Annotated in this window: 18 protein-coding genes and 1 tRNA gene; 7 read left to right on the top strand and 12 right to left on the bottom strand. The window is 31.0% G+C overall.

Annotation, left to right across the window (positions count from 1 at the left end; translation table 11 throughout):
- Nucleotides 1-5 precede the first annotated feature (5 nt).
- Nucleotides 6-3,902, bottom strand: a complete 3,897-nt coding sequence (locus MK083_00095; GenBank protein ID MCH2672859.1) for a DNA-directed RNA polymerase subunit beta — start codon at nucleotides 3,900-3,902, stop codon at nucleotides 6-8.
- Nucleotides 3,903-4,054: 152 nt separating this feature from the next.
- Between MK083_00095 and MK083_00090 the strand changes: the two genes are divergently transcribed.
- Entirely contained in the window at nucleotides 4,055-4,297 is a 243-nt protein-coding gene (locus MK083_00090; protein MCH2672858.1) for a glutaredoxin family protein, read from the top strand.
- A gap of 2 nt (nucleotides 4,298-4,299) precedes the next feature.
- Here MK083_00090 and MK083_00085 read toward each other — a convergent pair whose 3' ends face one another.
- Together MK083_00085 and MK083_00080 are read right to left on the bottom strand one after the other, a co-directional pair.
- Nucleotides 4,300-5,190, bottom strand: a complete 891-nt coding sequence (locus MK083_00085; protein ID MCH2672857.1) for a dihydrodipicolinate synthase family protein — start codon at nucleotides 5,188-5,190, stop codon at nucleotides 4,300-4,302.
- 103 nt (nucleotides 5,191-5,293) lie between these two features.
- The gene (locus MK083_00080; protein ID MCH2672856.1) at nucleotides 5,294-6,409 is read right to left on the bottom strand and encodes an acyltransferase family protein; all 1,116 of its coding nucleotides are present in this window, start codon (nucleotides 6,407-6,409) and stop codon (nucleotides 5,294-5,296) included.
- A gap of 39 nt (nucleotides 6,410-6,448) precedes the next feature.
- Between MK083_00080 and MK083_00075 the strand changes: the two genes are divergently transcribed.
- Nucleotides 6,449-7,786 carry a substrate-binding domain-containing protein gene (locus MK083_00075; GenBank protein ID MCH2672855.1) on the top strand — a complete coding sequence of 446 codons (1,338 nt, stop codon included), beginning with the start codon at nucleotides 6,449-6,451 and terminating at the stop codon, nucleotides 7,784-7,786.
- A gap of 34 nt (nucleotides 7,787-7,820) precedes the next feature.
- Here MK083_00075 and MK083_00070 read toward each other — a convergent pair whose 3' ends face one another.
- Both MK083_00070 and MK083_00065 read right to left on the bottom strand, forming a co-directional pair.
- Nucleotides 7,821-8,090: a hypothetical protein gene (locus tag MK083_00070; GenBank protein MCH2672854.1), complete on the bottom strand. Its 270-nt coding sequence runs from the start codon at nucleotides 8,088-8,090 to the stop codon at nucleotides 7,821-7,823.
- 154 nt (nucleotides 8,091-8,244) lie between these two features.
- Nucleotides 8,245-8,604: a hypothetical protein gene (locus MK083_00065; protein ID MCH2672853.1), complete on the bottom strand. Its 360-nt coding sequence runs from the start codon at nucleotides 8,602-8,604 to the stop codon at nucleotides 8,245-8,247.
- Nucleotides 8,605-8,818: 214 nt separating this feature from the next.
- On the opposite strand from MK083_00065, the gene MK083_00060 reads away from it, so the two are divergent.
- Nucleotides 8,819-9,196: a hypothetical protein gene (locus MK083_00060; GenBank protein MCH2672852.1), complete on the top strand. Its 378-nt coding sequence runs from the start codon at nucleotides 8,819-8,821 to the stop codon at nucleotides 9,194-9,196.
- A gap of 162 nt (nucleotides 9,197-9,358) precedes the next feature.
- On the opposite strand, the gene MK083_00055 is transcribed toward MK083_00060, so the two are convergent.
- Nucleotides 9,359-9,988 (bottom strand): hypothetical protein, encoded by a 630-nt coding sequence (locus MK083_00055; GenBank protein ID MCH2672851.1) that lies wholly within the window; start codon nucleotides 9,986-9,988, stop codon nucleotides 9,359-9,361.
- A gap of 118 nt (nucleotides 9,989-10,106) precedes the next feature.
- A complete protein-coding gene (locus tag MK083_00050; GenBank protein MCH2672850.1) occupies nucleotides 10,107-10,427 on the bottom strand; it encodes a hypothetical protein in 321 nt (106 codons plus the stop codon).
- Nucleotides 10,428-10,539: 112 nt separating this feature from the next.
- Between MK083_00050 and MK083_00045 the strand changes: the two genes are divergently transcribed.
- Nucleotides 10,540-10,830, top strand: a complete 291-nt coding sequence (locus tag MK083_00045; GenBank protein ID MCH2672849.1) for a hypothetical protein — start codon at nucleotides 10,540-10,542, stop codon at nucleotides 10,828-10,830.
- A 142-nt stretch (nucleotides 10,831-10,972) separates the two neighbouring features.
- A tRNA-Asp gene (locus MK083_00040) sits at nucleotides 10,973-11,049 on the top strand.
- Nucleotides 11,050-11,053: 4 nt separating this feature from the next.
- On the opposite strand, the gene MK083_00035 is transcribed toward MK083_00040, so the two are convergent.
- Nucleotides 11,054-12,148, bottom strand: coding sequence for an acyl-CoA dehydrogenase family protein (locus tag MK083_00035; protein ID MCH2672848.1), 1,095 nt, complete (start codon nucleotides 12,146-12,148; stop codon nucleotides 11,054-11,056).
- Between the two features lie 50 nt (nucleotides 12,149-12,198).
- On the opposite strand from MK083_00035, the gene MK083_00030 reads away from it, so the two are divergent.
- Nucleotides 12,199-12,978 carry an enoyl-CoA hydratase/isomerase family protein gene (locus tag MK083_00030; protein MCH2672847.1) on the top strand — a complete coding sequence of 260 codons (780 nt, stop codon included), beginning with the start codon at nucleotides 12,199-12,201 and terminating at the stop codon, nucleotides 12,976-12,978.
- Here MK083_00030 and MK083_00025 read toward each other — a convergent pair.
- Both MK083_00025 and MK083_00020 read right to left on the bottom strand, forming a co-directional pair.
- The gene (locus MK083_00025; GenBank protein MCH2672846.1) at nucleotides 12,971-13,663 is read right to left on the bottom strand and encodes a YaaA family protein; all 693 of its coding nucleotides are present in this window, start codon (nucleotides 13,661-13,663) and stop codon (nucleotides 12,971-12,973) included. The two genes, MK083_00030 and MK083_00025, sit on opposite strands and share 8 nt — an antisense overlap.
- Entirely contained in the window at nucleotides 13,664-15,607 is a 1,944-nt protein-coding gene (locus MK083_00020; protein ID MCH2672845.1) for a S9 family peptidase, read from the bottom strand.
- Nucleotides 15,608-15,698: 91 nt separating this feature from the next.
- Between MK083_00020 and MK083_00015 the strand changes: the two genes are divergently transcribed.
- Nucleotides 15,699-16,061, top strand: a complete 363-nt coding sequence (locus MK083_00015) for a cupin domain-containing protein (protein ID MCH2672844.1) — start codon at nucleotides 15,699-15,701, stop codon at nucleotides 16,059-16,061.
- Between the two features lies 1 nt (nucleotide 16,062).
- On the opposite strand, the gene MK083_00010 is transcribed toward MK083_00015, so the two are convergent.
- Together MK083_00010 and MK083_00005 are read right to left on the bottom strand one after the other, a co-directional pair.
- A complete protein-coding gene (locus MK083_00010) occupies nucleotides 16,063-16,956 on the bottom strand; it encodes an NAD(P)-dependent oxidoreductase (protein MCH2672843.1) in 894 nt (297 codons plus the stop codon).
- A complete protein-coding gene (locus tag MK083_00005) occupies nucleotides 16,949-18,370 on the bottom strand; it encodes a sulfatase-like hydrolase/transferase (protein ID MCH2672842.1) in 1,422 nt (473 codons plus the stop codon). Before MK083_00005 ends, MK083_00010 begins: the two co-directional genes overlap by 8 nt.
- Between the last annotated feature and the right edge of the window lie 113 nt (nucleotides 18,371-18,483).

Here is an 18,483-nt window from a genome sequence, read left to right as displayed (position 1 = left end):
TTTTTTTATTTGTCTTCCGTGTCTTCCGTGTCTTCCGAATCTTCAATTTCTTCTTCAAACTTAGTCTCTAATGAAATTTCAGCATCATCAATTACTTCTTCATTACTATTTGCTATTTCGCTTTCTTTATCTGTTATATCTGATTCTTCATCTGAATCAGAGGAAAGGTTCATATCTTCGTTTGAATCATCATCCAAATCAGAAATATCTAACATATCATTCCAGTCTATTTCACCAGTTGGAGCTGCTGAACCTAGCGGTAATTCTTCAGACATACTTTTATTTAACAATTCAATTGAAAGGCCTAGACCTTGTAGCTCTTTTAGTAAAACATGGAAAGATTCTGGTACTCCAGGTTGGATTACTTGCTCACCTTTGACTATTGCTTCATATGTCTTTACTCTTCCAACAACATCATCAGATTTAATTGTTAGCATCTCTTGTAATGTATAAGCAGCTGAATATGCTTCAAGTGCCCATACTTCCATCTCTCCAAATCTTTGTCCTCCAAACTGGGCCTTACCACCAAGAGGTTGCTGAGTAATTAATGAATATGGCCCAGTAGATCTTGCATGGATTTTATCTTCAACTAAGTGTATGAGCTTCATCATGTAAACTCTTCCAACTGTAATTTGACTTTTGAAAGGTATACCGGTTTTACCATCATAAACTTTTTGTTTACCAAATATTGGTGCCGACAAATCTTTTTCCCTTGAGATTTCTAGAGCTTTTTGCATTAGTCCAGTTGGTTTTAGATCATCAGCTTTTTCATCTGTATATTCCTTGAGCCATATTGAAAGACAAGCATCTCTTGCTGACCCTTGATTTGATGCTGCATCACTCCAAAGTTTTTCTCTTTGATAACCTCTTTCTTCAAGCCATTCATCAACCACTTGCCAATCTACCTCTTTATTATCAAGATTAGTTTTATCAACAGCATTCGATGCAGTTATGAACCAGGCTCTTGCAAGATGATCCTCGATTATTACATCAGTAGCTCCATCAAAAACAGGGGTTCTAGCCTTAAAGCCAAGTATTTCAGCAGCCCACCCTAAGTGTGTTTCCATTATTTGCCCTAAATTCATTCTACTTGGTACTCCAATAGGATTAAGAATGATATCAATCGGCGTACCATCTTCTAGATATGGCATATCTTCTCTCGGAAGAACTCTTGAAACAACCCCTTTATTTCCATGCCTGCCTGCCATTTTGTCACCTTGAGTTATTTTCCTTGTATGCGCTATCCAAACCCTTACTATTTTTTGGACTCCCGGAAGCAATTGATCTCCATTTTCCTTAGTTAAGATTTTCACATCAGTAACCTTACCATGCTGTCCATGAGGTACTCTTAGTGAGCTATCTTTTACATCTCTTGCCTTTTCTCCAAAAATAGCCCTTAAAAGCTTTTCTTCAGCTGTTAGTTCAGTTTCACCTTTTGGTGTAATCTTACCGACAAGAATGTCGCCTTGATTAACTCTTGCACCAATTCTTATGATTCCATCTTGGTCTAAATTAGTTAGGGCTTCTTCACCAACATTAGGTATATCTCTTGTGATTTCCTCAGGTCCTAACTTGGTATCTCTAGCTTCAATTTCATGTTTTTCAATGTGAACAGAAGTAAATCTATCATTTCTTACTAATTCTTCGTTTAGTACAATAGAGTCTTCATAATTTAGTCCTTCCCAGCTCATGAAAGCGACTGTTAGATTTTGTCCAAGGGCAAGCTCTGCTCCATCAGTCGAGGTTGAATCAGCTAATGGTTGATTGAGCTCTACTTTCTGACCTTTTCTAACTACAGGAATTTGATTTATGCATGTTCCTTGATTAGATCTTCTATATTTATATAGTTCATGGTGGAAGTCATTACCATCTTCATCAGTTACAATTATATTTTCTGCGGTTACACTAGTAACTAATCCTTCTGCTCTTGATTCAATTACTTGGCCTGAGTCTATAGCTACTCTTCTTTCCATCCCTGTACCTACTAAAGGTGATTGAGGGTTTATGCATGGCACTGCTTGTCTTTGCATATTAGATCCCATAAGCGCCCTGTTTGCGTCATCATGTTCCAAAAAAGGAATAAGTGCTGTAGAAACAGAAACAATTTGCATAGGTGATACGTCCATATAATCTACATTTTCAGGAGGTTCATGGGCAAAACCTTCACCTTCTCTAACTTCCACCTGAGTTGAAATGATTTGACCCTTTGAATCAACTTGAGTAGTAGCTTGACCAATATTATGATCTTCCTCTACATCTGCAGTCATATAATCAACATCATTTCCATCAGAAGAAGGAAAGGGTATAACTTTTATCTTTGTTTTAGACATTTTTGAAATATCTTCATATGCACTTTTTGTTATAGCCTTGCCTGATTCACATAAAACTTTACCTTTATCATCTAAAACATCTTCAACTGGAATTCTTCCAATAATATCATCTGAGTTACTTTCACATTCATTTAGAACTTTTCTGTAAGGAGTCTCTATAAATCCAAAAGGATTAATTCTTCCAAAGGTTGATAATGAACCTAGCAATCCGATATTTGGACCTTCGGGTGTTTCTATAGGACAGATTCTCCCATAGTGAGAATGATGTACGTCTCTAACATCAAATCCAGCTCTATCTCTTGATAAGCCACCTGGTCCAAGAGCTGACAATCTCCTTTTATGAGTTAGCTCTGCAAGGGGGTTTGTTTGATCCATAAACTGAGAAAGCTGAGAAGCTCCAAAAAATTCTCTAAGTGCTGATACAATTGGTCTAATATTAATTAATGCTGCTGGTGTAGTGGTTGCTGGATCAATTTGAGTTGACATTCTTTCTTTCACAACACGTTCCATTCGAACTAAACCAACTCTTATTTGATTTTGAATTAGTTCTCCTACACCTCTCACTCTTCTATTACCAAGATGATCAATGTCATCTTTCTTTGCTTCTCCATTATTGATTTGAATTAATCTTTTAATTATTTCTACAATATCTTCTTTGGTGAGAGTTCTTTCATCTGCAGGTGCAGAAATATCAAATTTAGTATTTAGCAATTTAGAGCTTAATTTATGTCTTCCTACTTTCCCTAAATCATATTTCTTTGGGTCGAAAAACATTCCATCAATAAGATTTTTAGCATTTTCAACGCTTGGTGGTTCTCCAGGTCGGAGTCTTTTATAAAATTCAATTAATGCTTCATCTTGGGTTATATTTTTCCCCTCTCTTGCTAGAGTGGACTTTATAAATTTATGATTATTATCAACGTCAACGTTCTTAAATTCATTGAGGATTTTCTGATCAGTATCCCAACCAATTGCTCTTAGCAAAGTAGTAATATTTGCTTTTCTTTTCCTATCGACTTTTACTGAAATAATATCTTTATTTGATGTTTCTAGTTCAATCCAAGCTCCTCTGTAGGGTATAAGTTTTGCCGAACAAAGACTTCTACCTGTCGCCGGATCTGTTTCTGTAGTGAAATATGCACCTGGTGATCTTACTAATTGAGAGACAATGACTCTTTCGGCTCCATTTATAATAAAAGTTCCTGTTTTAGTCATTTGAGGTAAGTGGCCAAAAAACAAAACTTGCTCTTTTATTTCCTGAGTTTCTTTTATTATCAGTTGAACAGTTATATACAACGGTGCTTGAAAGGTTATTTCTTTTTCTCTGCATTGTTCTTCGTTAAATTCTGGCTCTCTAATTTCGTGATCAATTAGCCTAACTTCGAAACGACCTCCAGAAAAGTCTTCAATTGGAGAAATTTCTTCGATCAGTTCTTTAATTCCTGCTCCTTTAAGCCATTCGAAGGATTCTGTTTGTATCTCTAGAAGATTAGGGACATCCACTACATTTTCTATTTTATTGAACCACTTTTTGTCATCAAATGACAATGAATTTCTATCAGCTATAACCATTTATTTCTCCAGTTATCTTTAAAATAAAAAACCCTCTCCACGATTTAGGTCAGCTCGCAAAGCGGGTATAAAACTTTTTGTATAATTTTATGATAAGTTTTATATTATAAATAATCAATAGATATAATAACGAATTCTAACAAGATAGATAAATGGATAAAGTAGAAAAATCAATTATGTATAGTCATCCTACATGCGGATACTGTGACTTATTAAGAGAAGAGCTTGTAGATCAAGGGCTTGATTTCAAAGAAATTGATGTATCTAAATCTCCCGAATACTGGGAAGAGGTTGAGAAACTTTCTGGTGGCGATAGAATTACGCCTGTTCTAGTTAAGTCTGACGGAACTGTAGAAATAGGATTTAGAGGTATTGGTTGTAATTATAATTCTTAGAACTAGATGTAGTCATTTAGTATAAAATCTAACTCTTTTTTGTCATCTTCATCCATAGCTGGAGTTGGGTACCTTAAGTTAGAAAATTTAGTTATATTTCTTCTTTTTAAGATCTCTTTTCTTATTGATAGAGATATACCTGCGGTATTTTCATATCTAATCAAAGGCAACCACTCATAAAATATTTTTTTTGCTTCGTCTATTTTTTTTGAATTATATAGGTTATATATTTGAACTAAAATTTCTGTAAAAGCAAATCCTGTCATAGTTCCAGAAGCCCCTCTAAGAAGCTCTTCTAAGAAGAATAAGCCTCCGAGACCTCCGAAAATTTTTAAGTCTTTAGATTTAATTTTTACAATTTTAGATATTTTAGAAGGAGTAGGTGGATCCTCAAGTTTTATAGAATTAACTTTTTCTAAACTCTTATCTAAATTAACCATGAACTCAGGTGACATGTAAACTCCTGATTGATCGGGAAGATCCTGGATAACAATTTTCGTATTATCATCAATTGAATTATTTACCTCTTCATAATAACGATATAAAACCTTTTCATTTGGTTTCTTCATTATTGGTGGAGCTACCATTACCTGCTCTGCCCCGGCGTTTGAAGCAGTTTCTGAATATTTTGATACTAAATACCCACTTTCCGCACTTACTCCTATTGTGAGTATTAATGATAATTTTTTTGATGAGTTAGAAATTTCTTTTATAAGGAAATTTCTTTCTTCTTCAGATAGCCTATGGGCCTCACCCATAACCCCTAATAGAACAATTCCCGCGCATCCCGAATCTTTTGCAAATTTGGTTATATTCATCATTGATTCTAGATCTATTTTGCCTGAGTCATTAAACACAGTTGGCATCATAAAATGCACGCCGTTATTATTCATTTTTTCCTCATTAAATAAAATTGTTTAGGTATATCTTCTTATCATGATTGATATTATAGCGAATAAAAATAGAACTAAACCCTTAACTAAAATACTTCTCAGATTAAATTTCTTTTTCATAAGCACTTATTTGCTCATTTGATTTTTTACCATTTAGTAGAGTTCCTATAAATGTATTTCTAACAAAATAATGATAACTAATTAAAGAAAAAATTGTCACAAAAGATATAATCAGTAAAAATTTTATAAAGTGATAGATTTCTAAGCGAGAAAATATTCCTTGAAATAAAATTACAAAAGGAATATGAATTATGTATATATAGTACGAAGCGTCAGATAAATATCTTATCTTATTATGATGACGATTTATGAGTTTATAGGCAATAAGAACCAAAACAAATATTGAACTCCAAGTATAAATAAAATTAAATATTTCTCCTAACAAATAAACTTTGTTTTCTGAAATAATTAGGCAAACTATAAAGGAAACAACAGGTATCCAATAAAATAATTTCTGTTTTTCTGAAAAGCTTCTTATTAAGCTTAATCCGTTATTTTCAAGCTTAAAAAATAATGCTCCAAATAAAAAAAATCCAAAATAATATCCTAATATTGACCAGTGGGGAAAAAAACTTACATCAGTTGCTGGCCTAGATATTATTTCTTCTGGTTGAAAAATTAAAAAAATTAGAATCATTGGCATCATTGCCAATAATGAATAATTTATATTTATTCTTATATTAGTCTTTTTAGATATATAAATTAGAAAGGAATAAAGAAAAGTGAAAATTATTAAAAAATACATAAACCATAGATGTCCATGACTAAACTCGTCATTATCTTCTAATTCTTTTATCTCATTCGTAAGATTTACTGAATCCCAATTAACAAAAATATTTCCTAAGAAAAATGTAAATATAAATAGAATAGTAATTAATGGAACAAATACTAAGTATGGCAATCCTATTCTTCTTAATCTGTTATCTATAAATTTGATTAATCCATACCTATTTATTATCATTTGTGCAAAGAATCCACTAAGAAGCATGAATAGCGGCATTCTAAATCCATGGATTAACAATAAAATAATGCTATAAATTTCCTTCATTTCATAATCTTCGTACCATGGTAGTATAGGTATACAAACATGAAGAACTATGCCTAAGTACATAGCAAATGCTCTTAGAGCATCAAGATAATGTAATCTTTCAAGTTTCATAAATTAATTATATTATTTATGTATCAATCTAAATTCTAAATGAAAAAATATCTACTAATTCTTACTTTTATATTTTTACTTGCCTGCTCAACTGAAGAAAGCTCAGAAATTGACATTAGTAGTACTAGCTCCAACGAATCCATAAATTCAAATAAAGATGATATATCTGATCTATCAGAAACTTTTTCTCAACATGAAAAAATGATTGAATCATATATTCAAAATGAATCTAATCTCAATGAAAATCTAAATAACCTTAGTGATGAGCTTCTAATAACAAAAAATCAGCTTAATGAATTAATAGAAAAGAATGATAACCTCAAGGAAGAAAATTTACTCTTACAAATGAGCTTGAATAATCTTAGAATCCAATATGAAACTCCAAATATTGAAAAAAGCTCAGAGGAAATGCCACTAATTATTTCATCAGAAAAAGAAATAAAAGAGGCTAAAGAAGCATTTCCAAATAATACTTTTCTAAATAGAAACAACTTAAGAATCGAGGGATCTGATTCGGTCTATCCTTATATAAATCAAGCCCTAAAAAACTATACTTATAAAAACTTAAATGATAACGACATTGAGATAACTCAAACAGGTCAAGATAAAGCATTTGAAAAGTTCTTAGATGGTGAAATTCAAATAGCAATGGCCTCATCTAAGTGGCATGATAGAGAATTTAATCAACTGGATGCAGAAGGTATAAATTATACTCAGATACCTATAAGTTATTTTGGTATTGCATTTATAGTAAATAGAAATAACAATCTAGAATGCTTAACTCGAAAAAAATTATCTCAGATATGGATTGAAGGATCGAATTTTTATAGTTGGAATCAGATAGAGCAAAGATTATCATCTTCACAAATTCAATTTTTTGGGCATAAATTAGATTCTATAATTTCTGATTATTTCGTAAGAGATATGCATACAGGAGATATGCAATCAAAAAATCTAAGACGAATAGTAGAAAAGCAAAATGATACTGAAATAATATCTGCTGTAAATCAACTATTCGGAGGTTTTGGATTTATAGATAGTGCAAAAGTAAATCCAATGGTCAAGGCAATTGATCTTACACATAATTGGGATATGAATGGGAACCCAATGGATTGTAAAGAAGTAAATTATAAAAATACATCTAATCCTGATTCAGGGTTACCATTTATGTGGCAAAGAGTTTTATATGTAAATCATGATGTAGCAGATAAATTAACATATGATTTTTTAGAATATTATCTTAATAATGCTACAGAAATAACTATTACAGCAGAAGAATTTATTACTAACGGTGAACCAGCCTATCATCCATATTCACAGCTGGATTATGATGATTTTTGGAACCAAATTGAAAAAGATGCTGGGAATATCAATTAGATTTCATATAGAAATTATGAATCAATCAGAGTAATTATTCAATTATGGGAATCATTACTTGAGTTTCTAGTTTTACTCCAGCTTCTTCGATAACTTTTGCATTATCTGGAATCTGCATAAACTCTTGTAACTTATCCATTGATTCAACTTCAATGCAAACATGAACTTTATTATTGTTCTCAGCTTCCATACCTGTAAAAACAGTACTTATTCCCCATTCTTGTCTTTTTGATTCATGAGCCAAAAAAGCTTTTTTCCAATGTTCGTAGCCTTTTGTTACTTCGAATGTTCCTACTAATTTCATTTTCTTCCTTTCTAGTTTTTTACTTGAATTAAACTATATATAGCGAATATTAATTTATAGTTAAATTTTTTCATACGGAAATTATGTATCAATCAGACTAATTATTCAAATTCCTGCCACAATGATACATTTGTAATTTATTTCATAAAAAAAATTATGAATATTCAAATAATTCCCATACAGCAACGCCCTGTGCGTCAACATCCCAATTGTAAACAATGCATTTTCCATTAAGTTGAGCTAAACTCGGTGCGGATGTTTCAAAATATGTAACCCCTTTCCATGAGTTTCCTCCATCTTCTGTAGGGCTTCCTATTCCTGTTGCTGAAAATGTGACCATACCATCTTCAACAAATATAATTCCAGAATTCGGACATTCTCCTTGCCAATTTCCATCACTTCTAAGCCATGCATTATAAGTTGATGAAGAGTCAATAACTTTGTTTCCATTAAGATCCCCTGAACCACCGAATCCAGTTACCTCTAACCTTGGTTTTCCGTCTTGTGCAGGCAATACCCTAAGTGTTGTGGTGTATTTTATGCTACCTATTCTTTTTAAGCTCATTTTTCTTCCTTACTAGTTTTTTACTTTATATAAACTTTATATAGCGAATATTAATTTATTGTTTAATTTTTTCATATGGAAATAATGTATTATTCAGACTAACTATTCAAATTAGATTTGTTTTATGTAAAATAAAGTAAAATCATTTTATAAGGAATAAAATATGTCAATTCTAAGATTTCTTTCAGACATACGTAATGCAGCAATTGCTAATGCAATAATTGTTATCTTTCATATTTATATAGCTTTTGCAGTTGAAGGAATAGGTTTTCTAATTGTTGTGCTTCCCATAGGGGCGTTAATTGCTCTTGCATACTTTCTGAAAGGGAAAAGAGGTGCAGCATTACTCGCCCTTCCAACAATAGCTTATATATTAATTTTTGTAACTAATTCATCAGAAATGATTGAGTCTTTGCAGGATGGTGGTGATGAGCATATTGGTTGGGGTTCATTCATATTGATACCCTTTTGGTTATTAACAACATTAATTAATATTCTTACTATCATCGCAGAGTTAAGAAAATCAAATCAATCAGACTAATTATTCAAATATATGATGTCAGATTTAGCTAAAAGTATAGATTTTCACCATTTTAATCTCCTCCAAACTATAACCTTCTAGAGAATATAGTAATAAATTTTTGAGTATAAAAAGTCGATATTAATTCAAGGGCTGTTATTTTTCAGCCCTTGAATAACTTGCTTAATCTTTAGCTGTTCTAATTAGTTCTATTCCAGTAGCTATGCTTGTTAGTGTAAGTCCAAAATAATAAGCAGCTATTAATCCTTCGTCATAAAATAAAATGCTACCAATTACTCCATATATTCCTACTAGTATAAAAGCACATGAGCTAATTGGATGAATTGTTTTACTCTTATAGAGACTATAACCTAAAAGACCAATACCTAATGCTAATATTGCTGTTCCATATCCGCCAGCAGTATTAGCTAAAGTTAGCATAGAAATAGCTTCAGGAACTAAATCTTCGTTTGATAGACTTGCAGCAGCTGAATAGGCCCCATTTTCTGCTATTGTTGCAGCAAAACCTATGGCAATAAGAATTCCAGCTAAAAATGCAAAGTTTGATTTTCCATTATCTAGGATTTTACCTCTAAGTCCTAAAAAAGCACCCATAAGTACTGAGTATACAATTGCAGCAACACCTAAATTTACATGTATTCTCTCTGAAACACTTCCAATCTCCGCTGCAAAAGCTGCGTACCCTCCTTCAAATTCACCAGGGGGACTACTTGGTACACCTGCTGTTAGCCATGAAAGAATTCCAAGAATAGGAAAAATAGTGAAAATCCACCCTAAGGTTTTTGTACTCATATTTATAAACTCCTTAAATTTTTAAAAATTGACTTATATTATTAGTCATAGAGAAATTATGTATCAATCAGACTAATTATTCAAATACATGATGTCAGAGTTAGCAATCTAAATTATTTCACTTAAAGATATACTCAAATTCAAAAGTTTGTCCGTGAAGCATTTTTTTGATTGAATCACATCCTCCAGCATCACAATCAATAGTATGAGTGAACTCCAAAATATTATTATTCATTAGAGCAAGGAAATTGGGTTGTAAAGGAAATGTATCCGGAAGTTTTAAATTTCCACCACCAAAATAACCATAATTATTAAAAAACAAAGTGGAAGAATATTTTTTCCAATCAATTGTTATTTCATCGATACCCTCAAATTCAATTGTAGCGTCAGGATTTGCATATATATTATGTGATATTTTTTCCTCACCCCACGAAAGCAACAAATCCTCCATAAGATTAATTTTCATTGGTTTGCCTGACTTAACAGGATTATTAGGAGATTTACCATAATCTTCTTCATCAGACTTATCTATTTCTAGAGCTAAAGGAGAATTGTTTTCGACTGATATTGCACCTGAAGAAGATATAGCTTTTGATAGGTTCTCTAAAGCTAAAGTATTATTTTCAATGGTAGATAAAGCTAAAGTATTATTTTCAATGGTAGATTCTAATTTAGCTAATCTTTCTTTTATTTATTTCAATTTATCATTTGTTGAAGCTATTGGTTCATTTGAGGAGTTTGCTGAATCAGATTCAGAATCTTCTTTTTCAAGAATAGACTCAGCTTGTGAACATGAAACTATAAGTATTAAAGTAAAGATTAGTATTTTTTTCATACACTAATTATGAATCAATCAGACTAATTATTCAAATACATCTAAGGCTAATCAAATAAACCTAGTTCAAAAAGATTTCAACTATTTTTTCAACTTTTTCAACCTTAAATTCGTAATTCATCTGCTAAAATTAAGACTTATTATGATGTGGTCCCGTGGTGTAGTGGCCTAACACGCCTCCCTGTCAAGGAGGAGATCGGCAGTTCGAATCTGCTCGGGATCGCCATAAATCAAACCATTTTCTTTAGTTTAGAATTTATATAATAACTGCCAACTGTTTCATAATGTGACATTCTACCTTGAACCTGCTGACTAATAGCTAAAATATCTTGAAAGTATCTTTGAATGTCATTGAACTTAAAAATCGATGAAGATCCTAGTAATGTATAAGCTCTTTTTACTATTTCTTCTGAAGTTCTAATAGCATGAGTTGACGATAATCTTAATTCCGCTAGTGACTCATCATCCAGATGAACTCCATTACATGCTTTTTCCCAAATTGTTTTTACAGAAGAGTCTAAGAATGATTTTGATGATTTATATAGACCCTTTATTATTCCAATTTCTCTAATGAAAACCTGCTCATCTGAAAGTTTGTCTTTAGATACACTATTTTTATCTTTTGAATAACTTAGGGCGAAATTTATTGAAGAATTAGCTAATGATAATGCAATAGTTGAAAAGCCTGATGCAAATTTTAAGTCTCTAGGAATTTTATATATTGGCCCTTTTTCTATTAGATTTTTTCTATCATAAAAAATATTTTCATTCTTTATAAATTTATCTTTTACTGAAAAGCTAAAACTACCTGTACCTCTCAAGCCACTTACATTCCAAACATCTTCCATGACAACTTCATTAACTGGCATCATGATATTTTTATTTTCTTTATTTTTATCTGTATAAATGGCTAAAACCCAATTTGAATTTTTTATTCCACTACTAAAAGACCATTTACCTGATACTAAAATACCATCAGATTTATCTTCTACTTCAAAAAATTCAGGTGGACCATTTGAAATTATGGTATTTTTATTACTAAAAATCTTTTCAGCTAAAACTTTATCCATAAAAGCTGCATTTGTTGCTAAAACATTACTCTGATTAATGCACCAAGCTAAACTTGCATCATAAGAAGCAAATTCAGAAACAACTTCTAGGTACTCCAAAAAGTTTATTTCTAAACCTCCATAGGTTTTAGGTAAAAGAAGCCTAAAATAGTTTTCATTTACTAATTCATCAATAATTTCAGATGGTATTTCTCTTGAATCATCGATAATTGTAATATTCTTTTCTATTAAGCTAATTAATTTTTTTGAGAGCATTATTTCAATTATGTTTTATATAATTATAAAAAAATATTAAGATTAGAGTAATGCAAAAGTTCGAAACCATAAACTATTCTTTAGAAAATCAAGTAGCAAAAGTTTCATTAAATAGACCTGAAAAACTAAATGCTATGAACTATACAATGCTTATGGAATTAACTTCAGTAACAGAACAAATTAAGAAAGATGAATCAATAAAATGTATGATTCTTCGTGGTGAAGGAAGGGCTTTTTCTTCGGGAGCAGACTTAAGTTCGGGTGATAGAAAAAAATGGAAAGATACTGAAGAGGCTTTGAATAAGGGATATCTTCCGATATTTGACAACATAATCACTATGCCAAAGCCAGTAATTTCTTCAGTCAGAGGAGCTGCAGCTGGAATTGCAAGTGCTTACTCAATGGCTTGCGATTTAACTATAATGTCTGAAAAGTCTTATTTGCTTCAGCCATTTAGTAATATTGGCTTAATACCAGATGGTGGTTCCCATTGGTTGCTTTATAATATTCTCGGCTATAAAAGGGCTTATCAAATAGCAATTGAAAATGAAAGAATTTCTGCAGATGAATGCTTAAAAATTGGTCTTGCAAATAAAGTTGTTATGGATGAAAATCTTGAAAAAGAAACAGATAACTGGGCAAAAAAAATAATAAAACAATCATCTCAATCCTTGATGCATTCAAAAAAAATAATGAGAGAAATTCAACATAAATCATTTAATGAAACTTACCTGCTAGAATCATCAATTCAAAAAGAATTACAAGGTTCCTATGATAATTTAGAAGGAGTAAAGGCTTTCTTGGAGAAAAGGGCGCCTAAATTTAAGTGATAGTTTTTATAAAATTCTTTCCATCCCACTTATAATTATCAAATGTAAATTTATCTAATTCATCTAAACCTTTAGCTTGTATTTGACATAAAAATTTTATGAATTGTCCCTTTACTACTTTACCCATATGACCAGCAGAATTTAATTTTCCATCTTTAATTATTTTGAAATCTATCCTAAAGATATTTTCATGTGAGTATGATTTACTATGAATTTGAGGTAGTAAATCAATGATTATATCCTCCTTGCTTAAGTATTTTGTAAGAATAGGGTGCCAAAATTTAGTTAGGGATAAGCTACTCATTTTTAGTTTGTAATCAGGTATAAGTGTTTTGGGTGCAACTATTCCAAATAAGCCACTAAATATTCGTATATTTTTTTCAAAATATGACTGTGACTCATCAGATAAATTTTTCCAGTCAATTTGGTTGTAAACAACTCCAGTGTATCGTTCTATTGAGTATGAACAATTATTTTCCATAGCATTCAAGTTTAATGAGTTAAGTTTTTTTGCCTTTTCAAGATTAACTCCATATGTTTTTTCTAATTCTGCATTACTTAGATTTTGAAGTTTCTTTTGAATAGTTTTTACTTCATTTTCAAAAATAAAATTCGTTTCCTTGAATTTAGTATTAGTTGAGTTATTATCGGATTTTCCTTCACTGGGTGGAATAAGGATTATCATTTATAAATTTTCAGAATTTTCTATCTTTATAGAATTTAATTTATCGAAGGGTTTGAAACCTAAAACTTTACTGTAAAAATATAATTCTGATTCTAGAGATGAAATAATATTTTTAGATTGTCTAAATCCGTGCTGTTCTCCTTCATACATAATTAATGAGAATGGTATTTTCTTATCTTGCAGCCCCTTAGCCATAATCTCAGCTTGTGAAGGTGGAACAATTTTATCTTCTGTACCTTGAAAAATTATCATTGGACATGAAAGCTGATCTGTAAAGTTAATTGCTGATCTATCATAATATTTTTCCTTTTCTTCTGGATACTTACCTATAAGCGTATCTAAGTATCTAGACTCAAATTTATGTGTATCATCAATAAAAACAGATAAATCTGCTATTCCATAATAAGTTGCTCCTACAGCAAATCTATCATGGAATGTTAGAGCATTTATTGTTGTATAACCACCAGCTGAACCTCCCTTAATCGCAACTCTTGATGAATCAACTAAACCATTTTCCGAAAGAAAGTCTGCAGCAGCAATGCAATCATCTGTGTCATATATTCCCCAATTTCCTTTTAGAGAATCTCTGAAAGCCCTCCCATATCCTGTAGAACCTCTGTAGTTTACATCTACAACTGCAAAACCTCTATTAGTCCAATATTGAATAGATAAACTTAAGGCATCATTGGTCGCGCTAGTAGGACCTCCATGGCTAATAACAATCAAAGGAGGTTTTTCTTCCTCTAAACCTTCATAATTTTTATTTTGAGGTTTATAAAAGTATGCATATGCTTTTTCATTATAGGTAGTTGGGAATGATATTTCTTCAGCAATTGAAATATCTTCTGAGTCAAATGTTACAGGATTAGATTCTTTAAGAGTTTTTATATTTTTTTCAATTAGACTTAAGGATACTAACTCGCTATTAGAATTAGGTGTAGATCCGATATAAATTACATTGTTATTTATATTAGAAATATAACTTATTGCAGTATGATTAACTTTTATTTCGTCAATTATTTCTCCTGAAAAATTGATTTTTCTAATTAAGCCTTTATTTGATTTTTTTGATTTTCCTCTGAGATATATGAAATCATCTTTAATAAAATAAGTGCTATAACCAAATTGCCAAGATGGACCTCCATGATCCAATTCTTCATTAAGAATATTAGATTTTTTACCCTCTATATATTTGTATAAATTCCACCAACCAGATTCATCACTAATATATATTAATTCTCCAGATTGACTCCAATCAGGTTGTATGATGCTTATATTTTTTGAACCATCAATTAGTTTTTTTTCAATATTAGGTTTTGACTCAAAATCTCCTACAAATAATTCACTTCCGTCCCAAGGCATATTTGGGTGATCCCATTCCAACCAACAAATTTCATTACTTAAGGGGTTTTGTCTTGGAGATGAATAAAAATCTCTTCCTGAAGATATAACCACTGTTAGTTGTTCTTCTGTTGAAACAGCAACAAGCTCATTTTTAGCTTCTTTATTTTCAAAATGAGTTTCTCTTACACAAAATAACCATTTTTCATCATTAGATAATGTTAAGTCGGCGTACCTTAAAGCTCTTGGATTATCAGACTCTTCTGTAATTGGAGTAATATCTTTTCCTTTTATTGAATAAATTCTTTGATCTTCCCAATTAGAAAAATAAATATCTTCTTTACCAACTGCAAATGATCCTCCTCCGTACTCATGAACAGCATTTCTAGAATTATAATTTTTTGAAAACATATCCTCTGTAGATCCATCAGGATTTTGTCTGACTATGACGTACCTTCCTGATTCAGAGGGTCTTCCTTCTAAAAAATAAATATTTGAGTCATTAGTTCTAATTTCGCTAAATATTAATCCTCCTTCTACTATTTTTTGAGGACTTATTTCAGACTCCCAAGATCCGTAATTAGATTTGATTTTTCTTTTCATAGTATTGATTGATTTATTTTGAATATAAAATTGTTTTAATTGCAATTAAATATTATCTTAAGCTTATAATCAAAAAAATAGGGAGATATATATGAAAAAGGTAACATTTGATGATATTCCAAAATTACCTAGAAACGAATCTTTATTTACAGATACAGTTTATTCTCAGTCAATTTTAGAACATGAAGATAGTGATAATTTTAATTTTGCTATAGTAAATTTTCCTGAGTCAACAAGAACTAAATTTCATATTCATTCAGGTGATCAGATTTTGATAATTACTGAAGGAGAGGGAATGGTATGTAATGAAGAAGTTGAACTAAATGTTATCAAGGGAGACATGGTCTTAATTAATGCCGGAGAAAATCATTGGCATGGAGCAAAAGAAAATACAACGATGTCTCATATTACTATTACTGTTAGCGGCAGTACCACTGAAGTAACAGAAGACTAATTTATCCTAGTCTGCCTTCCCATTTTGGATCATTTCTAAATACGTCTATAACTTCTGAGAATTTATACTCTGAATCATCTTCAGGGTTGTACCCAATACCTTTTCTTGCGGATTCTAGAGACCAAAATCTTCTTGTATTATTACTAACTCCATAGACAACCAAAAAAGGCACATTATCAATATCACCAATAATTTCTTTTTGAGTTAATGATTTTTCAAAAAGTTGCGATAAGTCTCTTTGACTAACATACGCACCTAAATGTCTTTTAATATTTGGTATCCCAATTCCATTTTCACCTGGAATAAACTTATTATTTGACAACTCAGGGGTTATTTCTCTAGGAAATCCTATTCTGACATGAACAAATTCTAATTTTCTTCCAAATTTTCCTGAAGCATAAGGGATAGATAATAATTCGTAAGAAGCCTTAGCCCACCCATAGAAATTATCAGAATATGGGATCAAATTATTTGATACTATGTCTCTAATATTTGAATGAATTTCATGATGCTCATACCAATCTGCAGCATGATTAGATGAAGCAACTATTACTCTTGAAACTTTATTTATAAATGCGGATCTATATATTTTGTTTGCCATTAATACATTCTTATACTCTGTATCAAAAGAATCCATTTCTTCGTTTAAGTCTTCTGGGTCTCTTAATTTATCTCTTCTTACATAGGCTAGGTGAATAATAGCATCTTGATTTTTTGTTATTTTATTTAATTCTTCAATTGAAGCATTTAGTAAATCAAATTTAATTGTTTTTGAATTAAATTTTTTATTGAAATCAATATCAACCAATGTTAGCTCAAAATTTTTTTCTAAATGAGAAATAATTCTTGAAGCTACATAACCATTGGCTCCTGTAATCAAAACTTTCTTAAGCATTTGGACCTATTTCTATTATTTTCATAATGGGGTTGTTATCTAAATTATATATACTATGGTCACCATTCTTCTTTAATTCTTCCCAATATAACTTAATCATCATTTGTCTTTCATTTTTATGATGATCTGAATCAATTAAATTTTTCATTTCATTAGGGTCTGAATCTAAATCATAAAGTTCATCATAATCAAAACCATTAAATATATATTTTAGATTTTTATACCAAAGCACTCTTTGCTTTAGCTGAAGTCTTGTGCCATCATATTCTGCAAAGCTTTTTTGGATTGTGTTCACTTCTTCAGTACAAAGAATATCCTTAAAAGAGTTAGAATCAATATTAGAAATTTCTTTTTGATCAAATAAATCTAATATTGTTGGACATAAATCCATGCTTGAGACCAAGTCATCTGATTCCTTATTTTCCTTTATTCCTGGACCAGAAATAATCATTGGTATTCGATATATTTCTTCAAATGCGGCTAAGTTTTTAGCATAAATTCCATGTGATGCTAGCGCTTCTCCGTGATCTGAAGTAAAAATAATAATAGTATTTTCTAGCTCACCCTTTTCTTCAAGTAAATCAATAATTTTTCCATATTCATGATCAATCTCAGTTACCATAGCATAGTAATTTCTTATGCATTCTATATGATCCTGCTTTGTCATATTTTCAAAAACTTTTTGTCCTCTTCTATAGATATTAGGTTTATCCAATAATTCGTCATTGAATGACTTAGGAAGCCTTAACTCAATATTTTCGTACATATCATAGTATTTTTTAGTAGAAATAAACGGATCATGTGGTTCTATAACAGAAACAAAGCAAGCCCATGGTTTATCGGTATCTGCTTGGTTTAAGTATTCTTTTGCTCCATTGGAAACTAGTCCTAAAACTCTTTTATCTGTATCAATATCTGAAATCCCATAAAATGGTGTATTATCGTATCCTGGTGGATTATCTATATATAAGTGCGGTAGTTCTTCTATGATGCTTTCTTTATGTATTTTATTTGCATTTATATATTCATCAGATAATCCATCAATAAAAGAGTAATCATCCCAGCCAAAATCTTCTAACTTTCTTGATCTTTCAACATGCCATTTACCAAAATAAGCTGTTTTATACCCATCTTCTTGAAGCCTCTGAGCCCAATGTTCTTTATCAGTTCTTAAGTTAGATTGATCTTCATCTACAGTATGAGTAACAGTAGTAACTCCATGATTATGAGGCAAGAGACCTGTCATAATACTAGCTCGAGCTGGTGAACATACAGGATTTGCTGTATGAGCTCTATTAAACTTAACTCCGCTTTTGGATAACCTATCGAGATTTGGTGTAATACATGGGTTCCCTTTATCTAGAACTTGACCATGCATTTGATCAACCATTAAGAAAAGTAAATTTTTCTTCATTTTATAAAAGGTTTTATCTTTTCAAAGTTTCCACCAACAATTTCTTTAGATTCTACAGATAGCCAGTCTTCCAAAATATCAGAATATAATCCTCTGAAATCAAAATTGAACTT

The organism is Dehalococcoidia bacterium (assembly GCA_022451965.1).
Lineage (GTDB): Bacteria > Chloroflexota > Dehalococcoidia > Lucifugimonadales > Lucifugimonadaceae > TMED-70.
Note: the sequence above shows the minus strand (reverse complement) of the source record. Positions and strands in the feature narration are given on the sequence as shown.